Origin of the sequence: Sphaerisporangium sp. TRM90804 (genome assembly GCF_029846175.1) — a bacterium.
Lineage (GTDB): Bacteria > Actinomycetota > Actinomycetes > Streptosporangiales > Streptosporangiaceae > Sphaerisporangium.
The window spans coordinates 392,867-411,633 of the sequence record NZ_JARWAC010000015.1 but is presented as its reverse complement, the minus strand read 5'-3'; the positions used below and the strand labels follow the sequence as shown (position 1 = coordinate 411,633).

Annotated in this window: 20 protein-coding genes; 14 read left to right on the top strand and 6 right to left on the bottom strand. The window is 72.5% G+C overall.

Annotated elements, in window-relative coordinates; genetic code table 11:
- Positions 1-536 precede the first annotated feature (536 nt).
- Complete coding sequence (trpS, locus tag PYR91_RS20460; RefSeq protein WP_347943345.1) at positions 537-1,580, top strand: tryptophan--tRNA ligase; 1,044 nt, start codon at positions 537-539, stop codon at positions 1,578-1,580.
- Between the two features lie 142 nt (positions 1,581-1,722).
- On the top strand, positions 1,723-3,483 hold the full coding sequence (locus tag PYR91_RS20455) for a substrate-binding and VWA domain-containing protein (protein ID WP_279781752.1): 1,761 nt from the start codon (positions 1,723-1,725) through the stop codon (positions 3,481-3,483).
- Between the two features lie 178 nt (positions 3,484-3,661).
- Here PYR91_RS20455 and PYR91_RS20450 read toward each other — a convergent pair whose 3' ends face one another.
- Complete coding sequence (locus PYR91_RS20450; RefSeq protein WP_279781751.1) at positions 3,662-4,144, bottom strand: Lrp/AsnC family transcriptional regulator; 483 nt, start codon at positions 4,142-4,144, stop codon at positions 3,662-3,664.
- Between the two features lie 162 nt (positions 4,145-4,306).
- Between PYR91_RS20450 and PYR91_RS20445 the strand changes: the two genes are divergently transcribed.
- Positions 4,307-5,212: a phenylalanine 4-monooxygenase gene (locus PYR91_RS20445; RefSeq protein ID WP_279781750.1), complete on the top strand. Its 906-nt coding sequence runs from the start codon at positions 4,307-4,309 to the stop codon at positions 5,210-5,212.
- Between the two features lie 265 nt (positions 5,213-5,477).
- On the opposite strand, the gene hisN is transcribed toward PYR91_RS20445, so the two are convergent.
- The 3 genes from hisN to aroA all read right to left on the bottom strand — a co-directional run bounded on the left by hisN (position 5,478) and on the right by aroA (position 8,704).
- Positions 5,478-6,263 carry a histidinol-phosphatase gene (gene hisN, locus PYR91_RS20440; protein ID WP_279781748.1) on the bottom strand — a complete coding sequence of 262 codons (786 nt, stop codon included), beginning with the start codon at positions 6,261-6,263 and terminating at the stop codon, positions 5,478-5,480.
- 141 nt (positions 6,264-6,404) lie between these two features.
- The gene (gene rsgA, locus PYR91_RS20435) at positions 6,405-7,400 is read right to left on the bottom strand and encodes a ribosome small subunit-dependent GTPase A (RefSeq protein ID WP_279781747.1); all 996 of its coding nucleotides are present in this window, start codon (positions 7,398-7,400) and stop codon (positions 6,405-6,407) included.
- A 26-nt stretch (positions 7,401-7,426) separates the two neighbouring features.
- Positions 7,427-8,704, bottom strand: a complete 1,278-nt coding sequence (aroA, locus tag PYR91_RS20430) for a 3-phosphoshikimate 1-carboxyvinyltransferase (RefSeq protein ID WP_279781746.1) — start codon at positions 8,702-8,704, stop codon at positions 7,427-7,429.
- A 114-nt stretch (positions 8,705-8,818) separates the two neighbouring features.
- On the opposite strand from aroA, the gene PYR91_RS20425 reads away from it, so the two are divergent.
- Together PYR91_RS20425 and PYR91_RS20420 are read left to right on the top strand one after the other, a co-directional pair.
- On the top strand, positions 8,819-9,586 hold the full coding sequence (locus PYR91_RS20425; RefSeq protein WP_279781744.1) for an SOS response-associated peptidase: 768 nt from the start codon (positions 8,819-8,821) through the stop codon (positions 9,584-9,586).
- A 185-nt stretch (positions 9,587-9,771) separates the two neighbouring features.
- The gene (locus tag PYR91_RS20420; protein WP_279781742.1) at positions 9,772-10,104 is read left to right on the top strand and encodes a TraR/DksA family transcriptional regulator; all 333 of its coding nucleotides are present in this window, start codon (positions 9,772-9,774) and stop codon (positions 10,102-10,104) included.
- A gap of 16 nt (positions 10,105-10,120) precedes the next feature.
- Here PYR91_RS20420 and PYR91_RS20415 read toward each other — a convergent pair whose 3' ends face one another.
- Positions 10,121-10,861: a methyltransferase domain-containing protein gene (locus PYR91_RS20415; protein WP_279781740.1), complete on the bottom strand. Its 741-nt coding sequence runs from the start codon at positions 10,859-10,861 to the stop codon at positions 10,121-10,123.
- A gap of 237 nt (positions 10,862-11,098) precedes the next feature.
- On the opposite strand from PYR91_RS20415, the gene PYR91_RS20410 reads away from it, so the two are divergent.
- The 9 genes from PYR91_RS20410 (at position 11,099) to PYR91_RS20370 (ending at position 18,179) form a co-directional block, all read left to right on the top strand.
- Complete coding sequence (locus tag PYR91_RS20410) at positions 11,099-11,704, top strand: sigma-70 family RNA polymerase sigma factor (RefSeq protein ID WP_279781739.1); 606 nt, start codon at positions 11,099-11,101, stop codon at positions 11,702-11,704.
- Positions 11,705-11,780: 76 nt separating this feature from the next.
- Complete coding sequence (rsrA, locus tag PYR91_RS20405; protein WP_279781738.1) at positions 11,781-12,056, top strand: mycothiol system anti-sigma-R factor; 276 nt, start codon at positions 11,781-11,783, stop codon at positions 12,054-12,056.
- 57 nt (positions 12,057-12,113) lie between these two features.
- The gene (locus PYR91_RS20400) at positions 12,114-13,046 is read left to right on the top strand and encodes an NAD-dependent epimerase/dehydratase family protein (RefSeq protein WP_279781736.1); all 933 of its coding nucleotides are present in this window, start codon (positions 12,114-12,116) and stop codon (positions 13,044-13,046) included.
- 106 nt (positions 13,047-13,152) lie between these two features.
- Complete coding sequence (locus PYR91_RS20395) at positions 13,153-13,296, top strand: hypothetical protein (RefSeq protein ID WP_279781734.1); 144 nt, start codon at positions 13,153-13,155, stop codon at positions 13,294-13,296.
- A 37-nt stretch (positions 13,297-13,333) separates the two neighbouring features.
- Positions 13,334-14,689 (top strand): HD-GYP domain-containing protein, encoded by a 1,356-nt coding sequence (locus PYR91_RS20390; protein WP_279781732.1) that lies wholly within the window; start codon positions 13,334-13,336, stop codon positions 14,687-14,689.
- Between the two features lie 65 nt (positions 14,690-14,754).
- Positions 14,755-15,963 carry an HD domain-containing phosphohydrolase gene (locus PYR91_RS20385; RefSeq protein ID WP_279781791.1) on the top strand — a complete coding sequence of 403 codons (1,209 nt, stop codon included), beginning with the start codon at positions 14,755-14,757 and terminating at the stop codon, positions 15,961-15,963.
- Between the two features lie 135 nt (positions 15,964-16,098).
- Positions 16,099-16,272: a hypothetical protein gene (locus PYR91_RS20380; RefSeq protein ID WP_279781731.1), complete on the top strand. Its 174-nt coding sequence runs from the start codon at positions 16,099-16,101 to the stop codon at positions 16,270-16,272.
- Between the two features lie 224 nt (positions 16,273-16,496).
- Entirely contained in the window at positions 16,497-17,870 is a 1,374-nt protein-coding gene (locus PYR91_RS20375; protein WP_279781729.1) for a biotin carboxylase N-terminal domain-containing protein, read from the top strand.
- A gap of 96 nt (positions 17,871-17,966) precedes the next feature.
- Positions 17,967-18,179 (top strand): biotin/lipoyl-binding carrier protein, encoded by a 213-nt coding sequence (locus PYR91_RS20370; protein WP_279781727.1) that lies wholly within the window; start codon positions 17,967-17,969, stop codon positions 18,177-18,179.
- Between the two features lie 14 nt (positions 18,180-18,193).
- Here PYR91_RS20370 and PYR91_RS20365 read toward each other — a convergent pair whose 3' ends face one another.
- Positions 18,194-18,571, bottom strand: a complete 378-nt coding sequence (locus PYR91_RS20365) for a hotdog domain-containing protein (RefSeq protein ID WP_279781725.1) — start codon at positions 18,569-18,571, stop codon at positions 18,194-18,196.
- Between the last annotated feature and the right edge of the window lie 196 nt (positions 18,572-18,767).

Below are 18,767 nucleotides of genomic sequence, written 5' to 3'. Positions count from 1 at the left end.
GACACCGCCGGACAAAATTTTGAATGACAGGTGACGCGAGGGAGCCGTCCACGGATTGTGGGTGGCTCCCTCGCGTTTTCCTGTTCGCTGGTCGTGTGTTGAGGGCCGTCCACGGTGTGGGCGGCCCTTTTCGCGTTCACCGGAGTTTCGACAGAGCCTCGTCGGGACGCGGAGACGGGCCGGTTCCAGCTCGCGGAGGTGTCCCCCCGTACGGGGCTTTCTTGGCCTCCGGGCACGGCGCTACACTGGCCGCATGAGTCGTTTGTCGTGTCTGAGCTGGTGGCGCTCCTCGTAGGAGCGGCCATCACTCGTGCACGACCCGGGCCGTTCGCATGAACGGCCCTTTCGCTTTTCTCCTGCACGCGGGGGCCGCCATCGCGATCGGCGCAGCCCTCGCCAGACAGGAGAGACCCGTGATCACCCACCCCGCCGCCGAGCCCGCGACCCGGCACCGCTCTCTCGCCCTCTCCGAGCCCCGGGTGCTCAGCGGCACTCCCGGCGCGGACGACCCGCCCCGAGCCGGCACGGACGGGCTGATGGCCGCCCGGGAGCGCCGTGGCGTCCTGGAGGCGCGGATCCACGACGACCCGGGCCGGTTCCGCGTGCTGACCGGCGACCGCCCGACGGGGCCGCTGCACCTCGGGCACTATTTCGGCACCCTGCACAACCGGGTGCGGCTGCAGAACCTCGGCGTCTCCATGTTCGTCGTGATCGCCGACTACCAGGTGCTGACCGACCGGGACGTCGCCGACCGACTCACCGAGCACGTCGAAGGGCTCGTACTGGACTACCTGGCGGTCGGCGTCGACCCAGGCCGCTCGACCGTCTTCACCCACAGCGCGGTCCCCGCCCTCAACCAGCTTCTGCTGCCGTTCCTCAGCCTCGTCTCGGTCGCGGAGCTGGGCCGCAACCCCACGGTCAAGGACGAGATCACCCACTCCCGCCAGTCCTCGGTGAGCGGCCTGATGTTCACCTATCCCGCCCACCAGGCCGCCGACATCCTGTTCTGCAAGGCCAACCTGGTGCCGGTCGGGCAGGACCAGCTTCCGCACGTGGAGCTCACCCGCACCATCGCGCGCCGCTTCAACGGCAGGTACGCCGGCGCGGGCGCCTCGGTCTTCCCCGAGCCCGAAGCCCTGCTGTCGGACGCGCCGCTGCTGCTGGGCACCGACGGCACCAAGATGAGCAAGAGCCGGGGCAACGCCATCGCCCTGTCCGCGACCGCCGACGAGACCGCCAGGCTGATCAGAGGGGCCCGAACCGACGCGGAACGGCACATCACCTACGACCCCGAGACCCGCCCCGAGGTGTCCAGCCTGGTGCTGCTCGCCGCACTGTGCCTGGGCCGCGATCCCCGCGAGGTCGCCGACGAGATCGGGGCCGGCGGCGCCGCGGCCTTGAAGCGCACCACCACCGAGGCGGTGAACGAATTCCTGGCCCCCATCAGGCGCCGCAGGGCCGAATACGCCCGAGACCGGGCCGGAATCCGCCGGTTGCTGAATTCGGGCAACGAACGGGCCAACGCGGTGGCGGAGACCACGCTCGCCGAGGTGCGGGCGGCGATGAAGGCCCATTACTGAGACGGCCGGCGAATTTCGTCCGACTCTTATTCGGGCGCTCCTGTTGAATCGGCAGTCGGAAGCCGCCGGGCACGCTACCATTCGCGTACTCAGGGCAGATCTTCGCCGTATACGGCTGGTTCGCGCGCTAAGGGGTGATGTCGTGGCGGGCAGGCACCGCAATCCCGATCCCCTCGGCTATGACGCCTGGGGGCGCGACACCCCGTCCCCGCGTCAGCGGCCCGCGTACGGTTCCACGGCCGTCGACCGCGCGCGACGCCGCGTCATCGGCGCCCTGGCGGCGTGCGCGGTCCTGCTGGCGGCGCTGGCCGGCGGCGCGTACGGCCTGGTGTCGTCCCGGGTGGGGTGCGCGGAACGACCCCAGCTCCGTGTCATGGCGTCGCCCGAGATCGGGCCGGCGCTGGAGAAGGTCGCCCGGTGGTACACCGAGAACGGCGGCTGCGCCACGGTGGCGGTGCGCACGCGCCCGTCCGCGGAGGTGGCCGACGACATCGGCGCCCGCAAGGGCCTCACGGACGTGTGGGTGCCCGAGGCGTCGGTGTGGGTGGCGCTCGCGCGCCTTCAGGGCGCGGGCAAGGTGCTGCCCGTGCGCCCCATCTCGGTCGCGCGCTCGCCCGTCATCCTCGCGGTGACCCGCGAGACCGCGGCCAAGCTCGCCGCGCGGGGAGGCCAGCCCACCTGGACGCTGCTCGTCCCGACCGCGCAGACGAAGAAGCGGCTCCCCGGGGCGTTCACGACACTGCTGGCCCCGAACAGGTTCGCCTCGGGCCTGGCGGCGGTCAACGTGCTGAACGCGGTCGTGGCCGGTCGCCCCGACATGAGGACGATCGTGCGCGGCATCACGTCCAACCTGAAGAGGTCGGTGCTGCCGTCCGAGAACGCCCTGTTCGGCGTCGTGGACGAGCCGCGCGGCGGCGACCCGGTGCTCGTGTCGAGCGAGCAGGCCATCTGGCGGTTCAACGGCCGGCGGGGCGCGGCGCCCCTGACCGGGCTGTACCCGCGCGAGGGGGCCATCTCGCTTGACTACCCCTACGTGCCCGTAACCACCGACCCGGCCACGCGGGAGGCCGCCGAGCGCTTCCGCGCGGCCGTCCAGTCGGGCCCGGGCCAGGCGGTGCTCAGGGAGGCCGGGTTCCGCGACACCGGGGGCGGGGCCGGCCCCTCGATGGACGCCCGGCGGGGCCTGCGCCCGCAGCCCCCGCGCGAGATCCGGAATCCCGACGTCCAGACGACGCTGCGCGGCCTGCTGACGATGCGGATGCTGCTCGCCGACACCCGCGCCCTCCTGCTGCTCGACGTGAGCCGCTCCATGGCCGAGCGTGTGCCCGGGAGCACGGCGACGCGCATGGAGGCGACCGCCGGGTTCGCCGAGGAGGGGGTCCGCGGCCTGCCGAAGAACAGCGACATCGGCCTGTGGATCTTCTCCACCGGCCTGGGGGACGGCAAGGACTTCAAGGAGCTCGTGCCGGTCGGCCCGGTGAACCGGCACGGCCCCGAGGTCGTCGAGGAGCTGCGCGGGCTGCCCGGGCGCACCCGCGGCGGCACCGGCCTGTACGACTCGGTGCTGGCGGCGTTCCGGTCGGCCTCGCGCAGCCAGGCCGAGGGCATGCTGAGCACGATCGTCGTGTTCACCGACGGCAGGGACGACGACACGCGCGGCATCTCCCGCAAGGCACTGCTCGCCACCCTGGCGGAGGAGTTCGACGCGGTCAGGCCGGTCACGATCACGCTGATCGGATACGGCCCCGGCGTCGACGCCGGGGAGCTGCGTACGATCGCGCGGGCGACCAACGGCGCGGCCATGGTCGCCCAGACCTTCGAGCAGGCCCGGCAGCTCTTCCTCCAGGTGATGGCCAACCGTGTCTGCGTGGACCGCGAGAGGTGCGCCACCCGGCAGGAGTGACCGCCGGCAGGCCGAGCCCGCGCGAGGGGGGGCGATCAAGGCGGCTCAGGCTCCCGCGGCCGCACGGCTCCCGGCGGCCGCACCTCCCGGCGGCCTCAGCGCTCCCGGGGTCAGGGGCTCCCGGCGGGTTCCGGGGCTCCGGGGCTCAGTGCTCCCGGGCTCGGGGCTACCGGTGGGCTCAGGGCTCCCTGCGGGCGGCGACGTCCAACAGGGGCTCGATGCGGTAGGGCACCTGGGTCGACAGCGCGATGGTGGTGTCGGTGCGCTGCACCGCCGGTGAGGCGAGGATGCGGGCGATGATCTCCTGGAGGTGCGAGGTGGTGCGCGCGACCACCCGGCACAGCAGGTCGCCCTGCCCGCTGGTGCCGTAGGCCTCCAGCACCTCGGGCACCACCTCCAGCGCCTCGACGGCCTCGGTCAGCCTGCCCTGGGCGATCTGCAGGGACACGAACGCCATGATGGGGTAGCCCACCTCGGCCGTGACGACCGTGGGCCCGAAGTCGCCGATCACGCCGCGCGCCACCAGCTTGTCGACCCGTGACTGCACCGTGCCGCGGGCGACCCCCAGCAGTCGGGCGAGCTCCATCAGCCCGATGCGCGGGTGCGCGCGCATGGTGGCGAGCAGGCGGCTGTCCAGGGCGTCGATGGGACCGTGGGCCATGGCCCTGAGACTAGAGGGAGGCGAGGGGCGCGAACACCCGCGTGATGGTTCGCTGTGCGAAACGACCAGTCCGGGGCCGCCGGATGCCCCGAATCTGGGCTGGATGCCCATCCAAACTGCTCGCTCTTGCCAGCAAATGCGGCGATTGCCGTTAATTGTGGCATGTTCGAAGAAGGCCAGTACTTCGCGCCCGTGGCCACCGAGGACGACGGCTCCGTGGTGGTCCGCCTCGCCGCCGGCCATCCCGGCTTCGCCGACCAGGCGTACCGCGAGCGCCGCAACGCCATCGCCGCGCTGGCGATCGGCCACACCCGCGGCGACCCCGTCCCGGACGTCGTCTACACCGCCGAGGAGCACCGGGTGTGGGAGCTGGTCTCCCGCGAGCTCAAGATCAAGCACCGCCGGTACGCGACCGCCGACTACCTGGAGGGAAGCGAGCGCCTCGCGCTGCCCGCTGACCGGATCCCGCAGCTCCAGGAGGTCGGCGACCTGCTGGAGCCGCTGACCGGGTTCCGCTACCTGCCCGCCGCCGGTCTCGTGCCGCTCCGCGACTTCTACGGCGTGCTGGACGACGGGCTCTTCCACTCGACGCAGTACATCCGCCACCATTCGGTGCCGTTCTACACCCCCGAGCCCGACGTCGTGCACGAGGTGATCGGGCACGCCAACGCGCTGGCCTCCGACCGGTTCGCGAGCCTGTACCGGCTCGCCGGCGCCGCCGCGCGCCGGGTCGAGACCCAGGAGGCCCTGGAGTTCGTCTCCAAGGTCTTCTGGTTCACGCTGGAGTTCGGCGTGCTGGCCGAGGGCGGCGAGGACCGCGCCTACGGCGCCGGCATCCTGTCGTCCTACGGCGAGATCGAGGAGTTCCGCGGCATGGACATCCTCCCGCTGGACCTCGCGGTGATGGGCACCACCGGGTACGACATCACCAAGTACCAGGACGTGCTGTTCCGCGCCGAGTCGATGAGCCACCTGGAGGACGTGGTCGGCGCCTTCTGGGCCACCTGCGACGACGACAGCGTCGCCCGCCTGGTCGCCGGCAGGGCGGTCGTCAGGAGCGACGTCTAGGGGTGCTCCCGCGCCGTGACGGGCGCGTCACCGTTGGTGAACAGCACTCTGGCGGGGCGGCAAGGCGCGCCGTGATGGGGCGTGCCGTAGCGTCGAAGGTCCGACGGGCGAGGAGGACGGCGTGCTTCCAGGATGCGGCAACTGCAGTTGCTACCTCGACGACCGAGTGATCTCCCGGCCACCGGACGAGCGCTGACCGTCCGGCCGTGAGCGGGCCCGGCGCCTCCGCCGAAGGGCGGGCGCCGGGCGGCCGTGCCGGCGCGGGTCAGTCGCCGAGGCGTTTGAGCACCTCGCCGTGCAGCATGCGGTTGGCGCACACCAGGCTGCCGCCGTCGACGTCCGCGGCGCCCGACAGGTCGGTCCAGACGCCGCCGGCCTCCTCGATGATCACGGTGAGGGCCGCCATGTCCCACGGTGAGAGGTCGGGCTCGGCCGAGATGTCCACGGCGCCCTCCGCGACCATCATGTGCGACCAGAAGTCGCCGTAGGCGCGGGTGCGCCACACCGTGCGGGAGAGGTCGAGGAAGCCGTCCAGGCGCCCGCGCTCCTCCCACCCGCCGAAGCTGGAGTACGACAGCGACGCGTCCTGCAGGCGGCTCACCGACGAGACCGAGCAGCGGGTGGCCTTGGTGAGGCTGCGGCCGGTCCACGCGCCTCCGTCGACGGCGGCCCACCACCGGCGGCCGAGCGCGGGGGCCGACACCACCCCGGCGACCACCCGCCCCTCCTCGACCAGGGCGATGAGCGTGGCCCAGACGGGGACGCCGCGCACGTAGTTCTTGGTGCCGTCGATGGGGTCGATGATCCAGCAGCGGGAGCCGTACCCCCGGGTCCTGCCGAGCTCCTCGCCCACCACGGCGTCGCGTGGCCGGGCGCGCCGCAGCGTGCCGCGGATGGTCTCCTCGACCGCGCGGTCGGCGTCGCTCACCGGCGTGAGGTCGGGCTTGGTGTCCACCCGCAGGTCGACGGCCCGGAACCGGCGCATGGTGAGGTCGTCGGCGCTGTCGGCCATCACGTGCGCCAGGCGCAGGTCATCGCTAAAGCCCGTCACAGGGACAAACGCTATCGTGCCGTGCCCGCGTTCAGCAGTCCCAGGGCGTCACGGGCGGATCTCCGTACGTGATCGAGACGGTAGCGCCGGGTCCGCCGGGGTTCCGGCGGGGGCGCGGCTCCCGTCGGCGTGCCGCGGCCGTCACTCGTCGTCGGGGGCGCCGTCACGGCTGCCGAGGAGGCGGCGCAGCGACTCCAGGCGCACCGGGCCGGCGTGCCCCTCGGCGACCCAGGCGTCGAGCGCGCACTCCTCGCTGCGGTGGTTGCAGCCCTTCGGGCAGCGGGTCGCGCCCTCGGCGAGGTCGGGGAAGGCGGCGAGCACGTTGTCGATCACCACGTGGCCGAGCCCGAAGCTGCGCACCCCCGGGGTGTCGATGATCCACCCGCCGCCCGGCAGCTCCAGCGCGACCGCCGAGCTGGAGGTGTGGCGCCCGCGCCCGGTGACCAGGTTGACGTGGGACACCGCCCGACCGGCGTCCGGGACCAGCGCGTTGACCAGGGTCGACTTGCCGACCCCCGAGTGGCCCACCAGGACGCTGAGGCGGTCGTCGAGCTTGGCGCGCAGCTCGTCGAGGTCGCCGCCCTTCTGCACGATGAGGTACGGCACGCCGAGCGGCTCGTAGCGGGCCACGAGGTCGTCGGGCGCGGCGAGGTCGGCCTTGGTGAGGCAGAGCAGGGGGTCGATGTCGGCGTCGAAGGCCGCGACCATCAAGCGGTCGATCATGCGGGGGCGCGGGGGCGGGTCGGCCAGCGCGGCGACGATCACGAGCTGGTCGGCGTTCGCCACGATGGGGCGCTCGACCTCGTCGTTGTCGTCGGCGCTGCGCCGCAGCATGGACGTGCGCGGCTCGACCCGCACGATGCGCGCCAGCGAGTCGGGGCCGCCGGAGGTGTCGCCGACGACGCTGACCCGGTCGCCCACCACGATGCCCTTGCGGCCGAGCTCGCGCGCCCGCATGGCGGTCACCGGGACCACCCGCCGGTGCTTGTCGCGGACGTCGGGCTCGGTGAGCGCCGTGCCGACCAGGCAGGTGTAGCGGCCGCGGTCGACCGCCACGACGACGGCCGCCACGGCGTCCTCGTGCGCGGGACGGCGCCGGGTCCTCGGCCGGGAGCCCTTCCCCGGCCGGACGCGCACGTCCTCCTCGTCGTACTCCCGCTTCCTCAGGTGCCTTCCTCCAGCATCCGGGCCCACATGCGGGCGAACTCGGGGAGGGTCTTGCCGGTGGTGGCGATGTCCTCGACCCGCACCCCGGGGACCGCCAGGCCGATCACCGCCCCGGCCGTCGCCATGCGGTGGTCGGCGTAGGTGTGGAAGACGCCGGCGCGCAGGGGACGCGGCCGGATCACCAGGCCGTCGGCGGTCTCGGTGACGTCGCCGCCCAGGGCGTTGATCTCGGCCGCCAGGGCGGCCAGCCGGTCGGTCTCGTGCCCGCGAAGGTGCGCGACGCCGCGCAGCGTGCTCGGCGAGCCGGCCAGCGCGGCCACGGCCGCGATCGTCGGCGTCAGCTCCCCGACGTCGCGCAGGTCGGCGTCGATGCCGGTGATCGGCCCGGTGCCGGTGACCTTCAGGCCCTCGGGCGTGCGCGAGACGGCGGCGCCCATGCGCGGCAGCAGCTCGCGAAGGGCGTCCCCGCCCTGCGTGGTGTGCTCGGGCCAGCCGGGCACGGTCACGGAGCCGCCGGTGATCAGGGCCGCTGCCAGGAACGGGGCGGCGTTCGACAGGTCGGGCTCCACGGTGAGGTCGCGGGCCGCGATGGAGCCGTGCTCGACACGCCAGACGTCGGGCTCGGAGTCGTCGACCCGCACCCCCGCCGCGCGGAGCATGTGGACGGTCATCGCGATATGCGGCATGGAGGGCACCGGCGGGCCGCTGTGGCGGACGACCACTCCCTTGTCGAAGCGCGCGGCCGACAGCAGCAGCCCGGAGACGAGCTGGGAGGACGCCGAGGCGTCGAGGGTGACCTCACCGCCGGACAGCGGGCCGCGCACCGTGAACGGCAGGGCGTCGCCGCGCACCTCGGCGCCGAGCGCGCGCAGCGCGGCCAGGATCGGGCCCATCGGCCGGGTGCGGGCGTGCGGGTCGCCGTCGAAGGAGACCTCGGTGTCGGCCAGCGCCGCCATCGGCGGCACGAAGCGCATGATGGTGCCCGCCAGCCCGACGTCCACCGCCGCGCCGCCGCGCACGGGGCCGGGCAGGACCCGCCAGTCGATGGAGTCGACGCTCTCGCCGAGCGGGGTCAGCTCCGTGCCCAGCGAACGCAGCGCCGCCACCATGAGGTCGGCGTCGCGGCTGCGCAACGCCAGGCGCACGACGCCGGGCCCGTCGGCGAGCGCGGCGAGCAGCAGCGCGCGGTTGGTCACCGACTTGGACCCCGGCAGCCGTACGGTCGCCTCGACCGGGCCGGCCGCTTCCGGGGCGTTCCACAGGGGAGCTGGCATAGCCCCGAGCCTACCGGGACCGGCCTCCGATGACAGGCGACGCCCGGCCGCCGGACCACGCGCCACTTGACCGACTTATGACCATCGCGTCCCGGAGGGTGGCAGTCTTGTGGCATGTGCGGGAGATACGCGTCAGCGCGCAAGCGCCAAGAACTGGTGGAGGAGTTCCAGGTCGGGCTCGACGGCTCCTCCGAGGAGCTGTCCGCGGACTACAACGTCGCCCCGACCAAGAAGGTCTACGCCGTGCTCACCCGTCCCCATGAGGACGAGAAGAAGGGGAAGAAGGCGGAGAAGGGCGCGGACGCGCCCGAGCCGGTCCGCCAGCTCCGGGTGCTGCGGTGGGGGCTCGTCCCGAGCTGGGCCAAGGACCCGTCGATCGGCTCCCGGCTGATCAACGCGCGGGTCGAGACCCTGGCCGAGAAACCGTCGTACCGCAGGGCGTTCGCGCAGCGCAGGTGCCTGCTGCCCGCCGACGGCTACTACGAGTGGTACAAGGTCGACAAGAAGACCAAGCAGCCGTTCTTCATCCACCCCGCCGACGGCGGGGTCATGGCGATGGCGGGGCTGTACGAGTTCTGGAAGGACCCCGGGCGGGCCGACGACGACCCGTTGAAGTGGCTCACCACCTGCACCGTCATCACCACCACGGCCGAGGACTCCGTCGGGCACATCCACGAGCGCATGCCCATGCTGATCAAGCGGGAGAGCTGGGGCGACTGGCTCGACCCCGCGCTGACCGACCTGGACGACGTGCGGGCCATGCTCACCACGGCCGTGCAGACCGGGATGGAGTCCTATCCCGTCTCCAGCGACGTCAACAGCGTCAGGAACAACGGGCCGCGGCTCATCGAGCGGGAGAGCCCCGATAAGGCCCTGTTCTGAAACCGGCGGGCCGCATCGCCGAAAGGTTGACGCGCGGCGGTGTAAGCAGGCGTTCGAGTGGGCATCCGGTGAGGAAAGCGATGACTCGTACGCTGAGAGTCACCGCCTGCATGTCCCCCACAGCCAGGCGGGAGTTCCGGGGGATCCCGTCCGAGGCCGTGCTTTCTTCCCGGAGGTGCGGATTCGTGGACGACGCGACCGCTCGGAACCAACTGAAGAACATGCTCGCCGAACTCGACCGGTCGATCACGGTCCTGCGCGGCGATCCAGCGCCGCCGGACGGCAGGTCGGCGGCCGACGCCGGATCCGACCTCACCGGCGCCGACCGCGCGCAGGCCATGATCGACGTGGCCACCCGCCAGCGCACGGCCGTGCTCGACGCCCTCAAGCGGCTCGACTCCGGTGACTACGGCACCTGCGTCGACTGCGGCGACCCGGTGCCCGAGGGCCGGCTGGCGGCACGCCCGGAGGCCGCGCGCTGCGTCGAGTGCCAGTCGGTGCGCGAACGCCGCCGCTGACGCAGCCCGCCGGCGCTCACCCGGGCCTGCGGGCGCTGGCCACCAGGTGGATCCCCACCGTGTCGTCGTCGTCCGGGTGGGCCTCCAGCTCCGTGCGCACCAGCCAGTTCAGCGCCTTGGAGTCGTTGGCCAGCACGTGGTCGACCGTCGAGGGCGACAGCACCGTGCGCGGACGCACCCACTCCACCTCCAGACCGGCGTCGGTGAGCAGCTCGCGGAGCTGGGCGCTGGTGAAGCAGCGGGTGATGCTGCCGTCCGGCCAGGGCACGAGCATGACCTCGCTGGTCTGGCACAGGTGGGCCCAGTAGTTCTGCTCGGCCATGATCGCCATGCCGAGCACGAGCGAGTCGACGGAGGCCAGCACCCGCCCGCCCGGCTTCAGCACGCGGACGACGTCCTCCATGGTGGACTCGGCCATCAGCTCCAGCGACAGCACGCGCTCCTCGGCCACCACGGCGTCGACGCAGGCGTCGGGCAGGAAGCCGAGGTCGTCGGCCCGCACCCGGCCGATCCTGTTGGAGGCGTCACGCAGCCACGGCTCGCCGGTGCGGCGGAAGTCCACCACCTCAAGCACGTGGTGCCCCGACTTGGCCGCCTGGGCGGGCCAGCGGCCCCTGCCGCCCGAGAGGTCGAGCAGCAGGCACGGGCGCTGCGGCAGCCACCGTCTCAGCTGCTCGGCCACGACGGCGTGGTAGAAGGTCCAGTACGGCCCGAGCGTTCCAGAGCCGTTCAGTTCGCTGGCTGGGATGGGCAGCACAAGTCGCTCCTGGACGGTCGAGGCTCTCCGGGGATTGCCGCCAGCCGGTACGTATCTTTTTCCCCGTACCGGGTCGTTCGTCACCTTCTACTTACCGGGAACAGATGCTATGCCGCGCGTGTTGAAGACGGGCGTAAACACGCGAGGAGGTTCCGTCCCATGCTGATGGCCGAGGTCGGTGATCGGTCGGCTGTGCACCAGCCGGTATTCTCGGCTTTGTACAGCACGTATAAGGGGGTGGGTCCAGTCTCCAAGACAGCCGAGGAGACGCTGGAGCAGAGAAGCCAGCGGTTCGAGCGGGACGCTATGCCGTACCTCGACCAGCTGTACTCAGCCGCGCTCCGGATGACCAGGAACCCCGCCGACGCCGAGGATCTGCTCCAGGACACCTTCGCCAAGGCGTTCGGTTCGTTCCACCAGTTCCAGCAGGGCACGAACCTCAAGGCCTGGCTGTACCGCATCCTCACCAACACCTTCATCAACAGCTACCGCAAGAAGCAGCGGGAGCCGAAGCAGGCCGGCACCGAGGAGATCGAGGACTGGCAGCTCGCGCGCGCGGAGTCGCACACGTCGAGCGGCCTGAAGTCCGCCGAGATCGAGGCCTTGGAGCACCTGCCCGACAGCGACGTGAAGGACGCTCTGGCGGCGCTGCCCGAGGAGTTCCGCATCGCCGTCTACCTGGCCGATGTCGAGGGTTTCCCGTACAAGGAGATCGCCGACATCATGGGCACGCCCATCGGCACCGTGATGTCGCGCCTGCACCGCGGGCGACGGCAGTTGCGGACGCAACTCGAGGATTACGCGCGTGGACGCGGGCTTGCGCGATCGGAGGAGCCGTCGTGATCGTGCGCGGTGAGGCGGGGTCGTCACCGATGACGGCCGTTTCCGGCGGCGCGGCCGCCGGAGGGAGGTGTTGTCGATGAGCTGTGGAAACCATCACGACACCGACTGCAAGGAAGTGCTGGACAAGGTCTACACCTTCCTCGACGGCGAGATCGACGATCACCGCCGGTCCGACATCCGCCAGCACCTCGACGAGTGCGGGCCCTGCCTTGAGGAGTACGGGTTGGAGACGGTCGTGAAGCAGCTCGTCGCCAAGCACTGCGGGTGCGACACCGTCCCTGAGGACCTGCGGGCCAAGGTGCTCAGGCGCATCGAGTCCGTCCGTTCCCAACTGGCCGAAGCCACCGACTGACGGCCGCCGCCGCGGGCGGGGCGCGGCCCCGCCGGCGATCTTTACTAGGATGCCGGGATGCGGGTACTCGTCACCGGCGGTGCCGGTTTCATCGGATCCACCCTCGTCGACCGCCTTCTGGCCGACGGCCATGACGTCGCGGTCGTCGACGACCTCTCGTCGGGGCACAGGTCGAACGTCGACGCCGCGGCCGAGAGCCCGAACTTCCGCCTGCACGATCTCGACATCCGGCAGCCGGCCCTGGTGGGCCTGGCCGCCGGCTGGCGGCCGGAGGTCGTCTGCCATCTGGCCGCGCAGATCAGCGTGCGCGCCAGCGTCGCCGACCCCGTGCGCGACGCCCGGGTGAACGTCGAGGGCACGGTCAACGTGCTGGAGGCGGCCCGCGCGGCCGGCGCGAGGAAGGTGGTCTACGCATCCTCGGTGGCGGTCTACGGCCGCCCGGCCGCGATCCCGGTGCCCGGCGACGCGGCGACCGACCCGCGCTCGCCGTACGCCGCCTCCAAGCTGAGCGGCGAGAGCTACCTCGCGACCTACCGCGCCCTGTACGGCCTGGAGTCGACCACGCTCGTGCTCTCGAACGTCTACGGCCCGCGCCAGTCGCCCGAGGGTGAGGCGGGTGTCGTGTCGATCTTCACCGACGCGCTGCTGCGCGGTGAGCCGACCGTCGTCTACGGTGACGGCTCGCAGACCCGCGACTACGTCTTCGTCGAGGACGTCGTCGACGGCTTCGCCCGCGCGTGCGGGCAGCGGGGGAACGGCGGCAGGTTCAACCTCGGCACGGGCGTGCGCACGTCCGACCGCGAGCTGCACTCGCTGGTGGCCGCCGCCGCCGGGGCCGCAGACCGGCCGCGGTTCGAGCCGGTGCGCCTCGGCGACCTGCCGCACATGGCGGTCGACCCGGCCCCGGCGCTCGACGGCCTCGGCTGGCAGCCGCGCACCGAGCTGGCGACCGGCATCAAGGCCACGGTCGAATGGGCCAGGTCACGTTAGCTGCCGGTAGTGGTTTGATTACGCTTTGGATGCGATTCTTCGACTTCCCGTACGCGTCACGGCGGTTTCTGTAGCCTGAAGCCGGACTTCGATGGGGAGGGGGCGCATGATGAAAGCACTGGCCACACGCATGGTGTTGACCATTGGATCCCGCGCGCCGGGGTGGGGTCCCGGCCTGATCGCTCTGATCGCTCTGGTCGTGCTCGTCGGCGGCGCCGACGGCGTGCCGACGGGAATCTCCTGGACCTGAGCGCGGCCCGTGACGGCCCAAGCCCGAGGCGGTGGCAGTGCGTGATCTCCCCTGGCCGGCCAGGCTCTACCTCGTCGCCATCGTCGGGGTGGCCGTCGCGCTCATCGGGCGGGGCCTGGCCACCCCCGGTCACCTCGACGGCCGTGAGCTGCCCACCCTCCTCGTGCTGGCGCTGCTCTTCCTGGTCTGCGAGTCGGTTCCCACCCTGCTCAACGTCGAGCAGGCGGCGATGTCGGTCAGCTTCTCCGCGGCCCTCGCGGCGGTGGTGCTCGTGGGCGACGTCGGGGCCGCCATCGTCGGAGCGACCGCCGTGCTCAGCGTGCGGCCCGGCCTGCCCATGCACAAGCGCCTGTTCAACGGCGCCCAGTTCGCGATCTGCGGCTACGCGGCGGGGGTGGTCTTCGAGCGGCTCGGCGGCCCGCAGGACGCCCCGGGCGTCGACCGCTTCGCCGACCTGCTCGGCCCCTTCATGGGCGCGGCGGCGGTGTTCGTGCCGCTCAACTTCGTGCTGTTCGGCGTCATGCTCTGGCTGGCCGGGCAGCTGCGCGCCGACGAGGTGCCGGTGCGCAGCCTGGCCCCGTTCCTGGTCTCCTACCTCGGGTACGCGACGTTCGGCCTGCTGATCGCCGGCCTGTGGGCCACGGTGCAGTCGATCTCCGCGGTCCTGGTGCTGCTGCCGCTCTTCATCGCCCGGTGGGCCTTCGGCCAGTACCTCGCGCAGCAGCGCTCCTACGACGCCACGATCGCCGCCCTGTGCCAGGCGGTGGAGACCAAGGACTACTACACGCGCGGCCACTGCACCCGGGTCTCCAGCTCCTCGACGATGATCGCCCAGGAGATCGGCATGGGCCCCGAGCGGCTGCGGGCCATCGGGTACGCCGGCATGCTGCACGACGTCGGCAAGCTGGGCGTCCCGACCAAGGTCCTGCAGAAGGACGGCCGCCTCACCGAGGAGGAGCTCGCCGCCATCCAGCTCCACCCCATGCGGGGCCTGGAGATCGTGCAGGGCATCGACTTCCTCGACGAGGCGTTCGCGGGCATCATGCACCACCACGAGCGGCAGGACGGCAAGGGCTACCCCATGGGGCTGGCGGGCGCCGAGATCCCCGAGTTCGCCAGGGTGATCGCCGTGGCCGACGCCTTCGACTCGATGACCTCCGACCGCGCCTACCGCAAGGCCAAGTCGCTGGAGGAGGCCATGGCCGAGCTGCGCAAGGGCGCGGGCACGCAGTTCGACCCCGTCATGGTCAGCGCCTTCATCAGGGCGATCGACCGGCACGGCTGGACGCCGCCCGGCAGGCCGCCCGCGCCCGAGGCCGGCGAGATCGTGGAGACCATGGCCAAGGACCACGACGACCCCACCAGGCCGATCGAAGTGGTGTCCGAGCGGTGAGCACCGTCACGCGCCCCCTGCGGGGGCTCGACTCCGGCCAGCTCCTGCTGATCTGCGCCGCCGGCATGATCACCGTGGCGGGCGTCGCCCACACCGCGGCGGTCGGGCTGCTCGACCCCGAGATCGCGATCGCGTTCGGCGCGCTGGTGGCGGCGGGGGAGCTCGCCAGGCTCACCATGCCCGGCAACCGGGAGGTCGCGCCCATCGGCGCCGCCGCGGCCCTGGGCTACACCCTGCTGCTGGACGTCGGCGGCCAGCCCACCGGGCACTCGGCGCTCCAGGTGGTCGCGGTCATGTCGGCCGGCATGTCGGTGGGCGCGCTTCCGCACCTGGCGGTCGGCAGGCCGCCGCGGCTGGACGCCATCGCCCGGCGGCTGCTCACCGGGGCCCTGCTCGCCTTCGCCTACCGGCCGCTGGCCCCCGCGCTCTACGACACCACCGAGGGCGGCAGGCGCTGGTGGCTGGTGCTCGGCGTCATGGCGGTGCTCATCACGGTGATGCTGGCGGTCGACGTCGTGATCGCCGCCGTGCTGCGGGCCGAGCAGGTGCGCACGGCGCTGGGCGTGGCCGTCCGCGACGAGGTGGGCATGGCCGCGCCGCTCGGCGCCGCCGTCGCAGCCTCCGGCATCCTGCTGGCGCTGGCCTCCCACAGCATGAACCTCGCGGCCCTGCTGGTGTTCGCGGCGCCGCTGCTGGTCACCCAGATAGCCTTCCGCAAGTACGCCGGCATCCGGGCCACCTACCTGCAGACCGTGCGGGCGCTCGCCCGGGTGACCGAGGTCGCCGGCTACGTCGAGCCGGGGCACTCGCGCCGCGTCAGCCGCCTGTCGCTGGCGATCGGCCGCGAGCTGGGCATGGCCGAGCCGGAGCTGCTGGAGCTCGAGTACGCCGCGTTCATGCACGACATCGGCCAGCTCTCGCTGCGCGACCCCATCCCCGGCGGCGCCACGGTGCTCACCGAGGCCGAGCAGGCACGCAGCATCGCCGAGCTGGGGGCCGAGGTCATCCGGAAGACCGGCGTGCTCGGCCGGGTCGCCGAGATCGTCCGCCGCCAGGTCGACCCGTTCTCCGGGCCCGACATGCCGCCGCTGGCCAGCCGCATCATCAAGGCGGCCAACGCCTACGACGACCTGGTGGGCGGTTCCACCGACCGCGACCGCGCGGCGGCCACCCTGGAGCGGCTGCGGCTCGACGGCGGCGACGAGTACGACCCCGAGGTCGTGCGGGCGATGGCCAGGGTCGTCGACCGCCTCGGCCCGCTCCAGCACCACTGAGCCCCACGCACGGGACGCCTTCCGGCGCCCTCGACGTGGTGGGACGGCCCGAGTCGCTGACCGGCGCGGGGGCGATGGCCTTCCCCTCGCCGGAGGAGGCCGCCGCGCGCGTGGAGCGAGGGGGACCGCGCGCTGGTGGCCGACCGCCTCCACACCCGGTTCGTCGGGTCGCCCGAGGCCGTCGTCGAACGGCTGCGCGTCCTGCGCCGGGCGACGGGGGCGGACGAGCTGCTGGTCACGACCATCACCCACGACCACCGCGACCGCGTGCGCTCGCAGGAACTGCTCGCCACGGCCTGGCGCGGCTGAGGGGCGCGTCCGGCCGCCGCCCGTTCGGGGGGCGGCGGCCAGGGCCCGTGTGCGGGCTTTTCTGAGCGCTGACCGTGCCCTTTCGCGTGCGGGGAAACGGCCGCGCGGTCACCCGCCGGTTGTGTACTTCCTACAGACGGGACACGGGGGATCGGTGGTTTCGGGGGAAGGTTCCCGGCACCGCTCCACCCATAGGCTGGTGAGCCGTCGAAGGGAGCCGGCCGGTGTTCGAGAGCGTTCTGGTGGCCAACCGCGGGGAGATCGCGCGGCGCGTCGTGCGCACGGTGCGACGCATGGGTCTTCGAGCTGTGGCCGTGTACTCCGAGGCCGACGCCGACCTGCCGTTCGTCCGGGAGGCCGACGAGGCCTTCCTGCTCGGGCCGGCCGCGCCCGCCCGCAGCTACCTGGACGTCGCCAGGGTGCTGGAGGCGTGCCGGGCCACCGGCGCCCAGGCCGTTCATCCCGGTTACGGGTTCCTCGCCGAGAACGCCGCCTTCGCCCGGGCCGTCATCGACGCGGGCCTGGGCTGGATCGGCCCGGCGCCGGAGGCGATGGAGCGCATGGGCGACAAGATCAACGCGCGGAACCTGATGGAGGCCGCCGGGGTGCCGGTGGCCGCGGGAACCCGCGAGCCGGTGACCTCTGAGGCCGAGGCGCTGGCCGCGGCCGAGCGCATCGGCTACCCCGTCATGGTGAAGACGGCCGGGGGCGGCGGCGGCATCGGCATGGGCGTCGCGCACGACGCCGCGGGGCTGGCCAAGGCGTTCGCGACGGCCGCGCGGGCCGCCGAGCGCTTCGGCGGCGAAGGCGGCGACGCCGCCCGGGGGCCGGCGATTCTGCTGGAGCGCTACGTCGCGCGGGCGCGCCACGTCGAGGTGCAGATCCTCGGGCTGGCGGACGGCACGGTGGTGGCGCTGGGCGAGCGCGACTGCTCGGTGCAGCGGCGCCACCAGAAGGTGGTGGAGGAGTCGCCGTCGCCGGGCGTCTCGGCGGAGCTGCGCGAGCGCATGCTGGCCGCCGCGGTGCGCGCCGGGGAGGCCGTGGACTACCAGGGGGCGGGCACCGTCGAGTGCCTGGTGGACACCGAGGCCCAGGAGTTCGTGTTCCTGGAGATGAACACCCGGCTCCAGGTGGAGCACCCCGTCACCGAGCTGGTGACCGGCGTCGACCTGGTGGAGCAGCAGGTGCTGGTCGCGGCGGGGGAGCCCGCCACGGTCCCGGCGGCGCCGCGGGGGCGCGCCGTCGAGTCACGCGGGCACGCCATCGAGTTCCGGGTGTACGCCGAGGATCCGAAGCGGTTCTTCCCCGGCCCGGGGAAGATCGACGTCTGGGAGGAGCCGGCCGGTCCCGGCATTCGCCTCGATTCTGGATATGTCGCGGGAAACACCGTCACGCCGTTCTATGATCCGCTGATGGCCAAGCTGTGCGTTCACGGCGCCGACCGCGAGGAGGCGCTGGAACGGGCGCGCGAGGCCGTGGCCGCCTTCCGCGTCGAAGGGCCCAAGAACAACCTCCCCTTCTTCGTCGAGCTCCTGGAGAACGCGGAGTTCGTCTCCGGCGACTACGACACCGGGCTGGTCGGCCGGATGCGGGCATGACGCCGGCGGAGCCGTCGCGCGCCGGCGACCACGCGCGCGAAAGGGCCGGGCGGGGGCCTTCTGGCAGAGTTGAGACATCGATGGAGGGGAGTTCCGGTGGCGGAAGTACGGGCCGAGATGGTGGCGAACGTCTGGAAGGTCGTCGTGACCGAGGGGGACAGCGTCAGCGAAGGCGACACGCTGGTCATCCTGGAGTCGATGAAGATGGAGATCCCGGTGCTCGCCGAGGATTCCGGCGTGGTCATCGGCCTGAAGGTGGCGGAGGGCGACGTCATCCAGGAGGGCGACCTGATCGCCGTCATCGAGTGACGAACCGCCGCGGCTCAGGCGAGGCCGGCGAGGAAGCGCTCGCGGTCGACGACGACACGCTCGATGGTGGCCGTGGCCACCGTGCGCCGCCGATCGCGGGCGGTGACCTGGAAGACCAGGCGCCGCCCGTCGACCTCCACGAGCTCGGCGCGCACCTCGACGTGCGTGCCCACGGGGCTGGCCGCGCGGTGCTCCAGCAGCACCTTGGTGCCGACCGAGGTGTGCCCGGGCGGCAGGCGGTCGTGAAGGGCACGCGTGGTGACCGCCTCGGCGATGGCCAGCAGCCGGGGCGTGCCCAGCACCGGGACGTCGCCGCTGCCGACCTTGATCGCGGTGTCCTCGTGCTCCACCATGAACAGCAGCTCGGCGCGCAGCCCTGGCTCGATCGTCATGCGGGCCAGCCTAGAGGCGCCCATCGAGCCCCGCGCCGCCGGCCGGGGCCCGGCCCCGTTCCGTCGCGCCGGCTTGCCCGGTTGACGACCCCGGTGGGAGACGATGGAATACGCTTCTGGCGTGAGCCCTTACTGCGACCACTGCGGGGGTCCCCAAGGGGACGCCCAGCACCCCGAGTGTCGCTCCGCACGGCTT

Bases quoted from the DNA above. Each gene is read 5' to 3' on its own strand.
- trpS (WP_347943345.1), top strand. From the start codon at position 537: ATGGCCGCCCGGGAGCGCCGTGGCGTCCTGGAGGCGCGGATCCACGAC.
- PYR91_RS20395 (WP_279781734.1), top strand. From the start codon at position 13,153: ATGATGAAAGCACTGGCCACACGCATGGTGTTGACCATTGGATCCCGC.
- aroA (WP_279781746.1), bottom strand. From the start codon at position 8,704: ATGCCAGCTCCCCTGTGGAACGCCCCGGAAGCGGCCGGCCCGGTCGAG.
- PYR91_RS20425 (WP_279781744.1), top strand. From the start codon at position 8,819: ATGTGCGGGAGATACGCGTCAGCGCGCAAGCGCCAAGAACTGGTGGAG.
- PYR91_RS20365 (WP_279781725.1), bottom strand. From the start codon at position 18,571: ATGACGATCGAGCCAGGGCTGCGCGCCGAGCTGCTGTTCATGGTGGAG.
- PYR91_RS20445 (WP_279781750.1), top strand. From the start codon at position 4,307: ATGTTCGAAGAAGGCCAGTACTTCGCGCCCGTGGCCACCGAGGACGAC.
- rsrA (WP_279781738.1), top strand. From the start codon at position 11,781: ATGAGCTGTGGAAACCATCACGACACCGACTGCAAGGAAGTGCTGGAC.
- PYR91_RS20450 (WP_279781751.1), bottom strand. From the start codon at position 4,144: ATGGCCCACGGTCCCATCGACGCCCTGGACAGCCGCCTGCTCGCCACC.
- PYR91_RS20385 (WP_279781791.1), top strand. From the start codon at position 14,755: ATGATCACCGTGGCGGGCGTCGCCCACACCGCGGCGGTCGGGCTGCTC.
- PYR91_RS20400 (WP_279781736.1), top strand. From the start codon at position 12,114: ATGCGGGTACTCGTCACCGGCGGTGCCGGTTTCATCGGATCCACCCTC.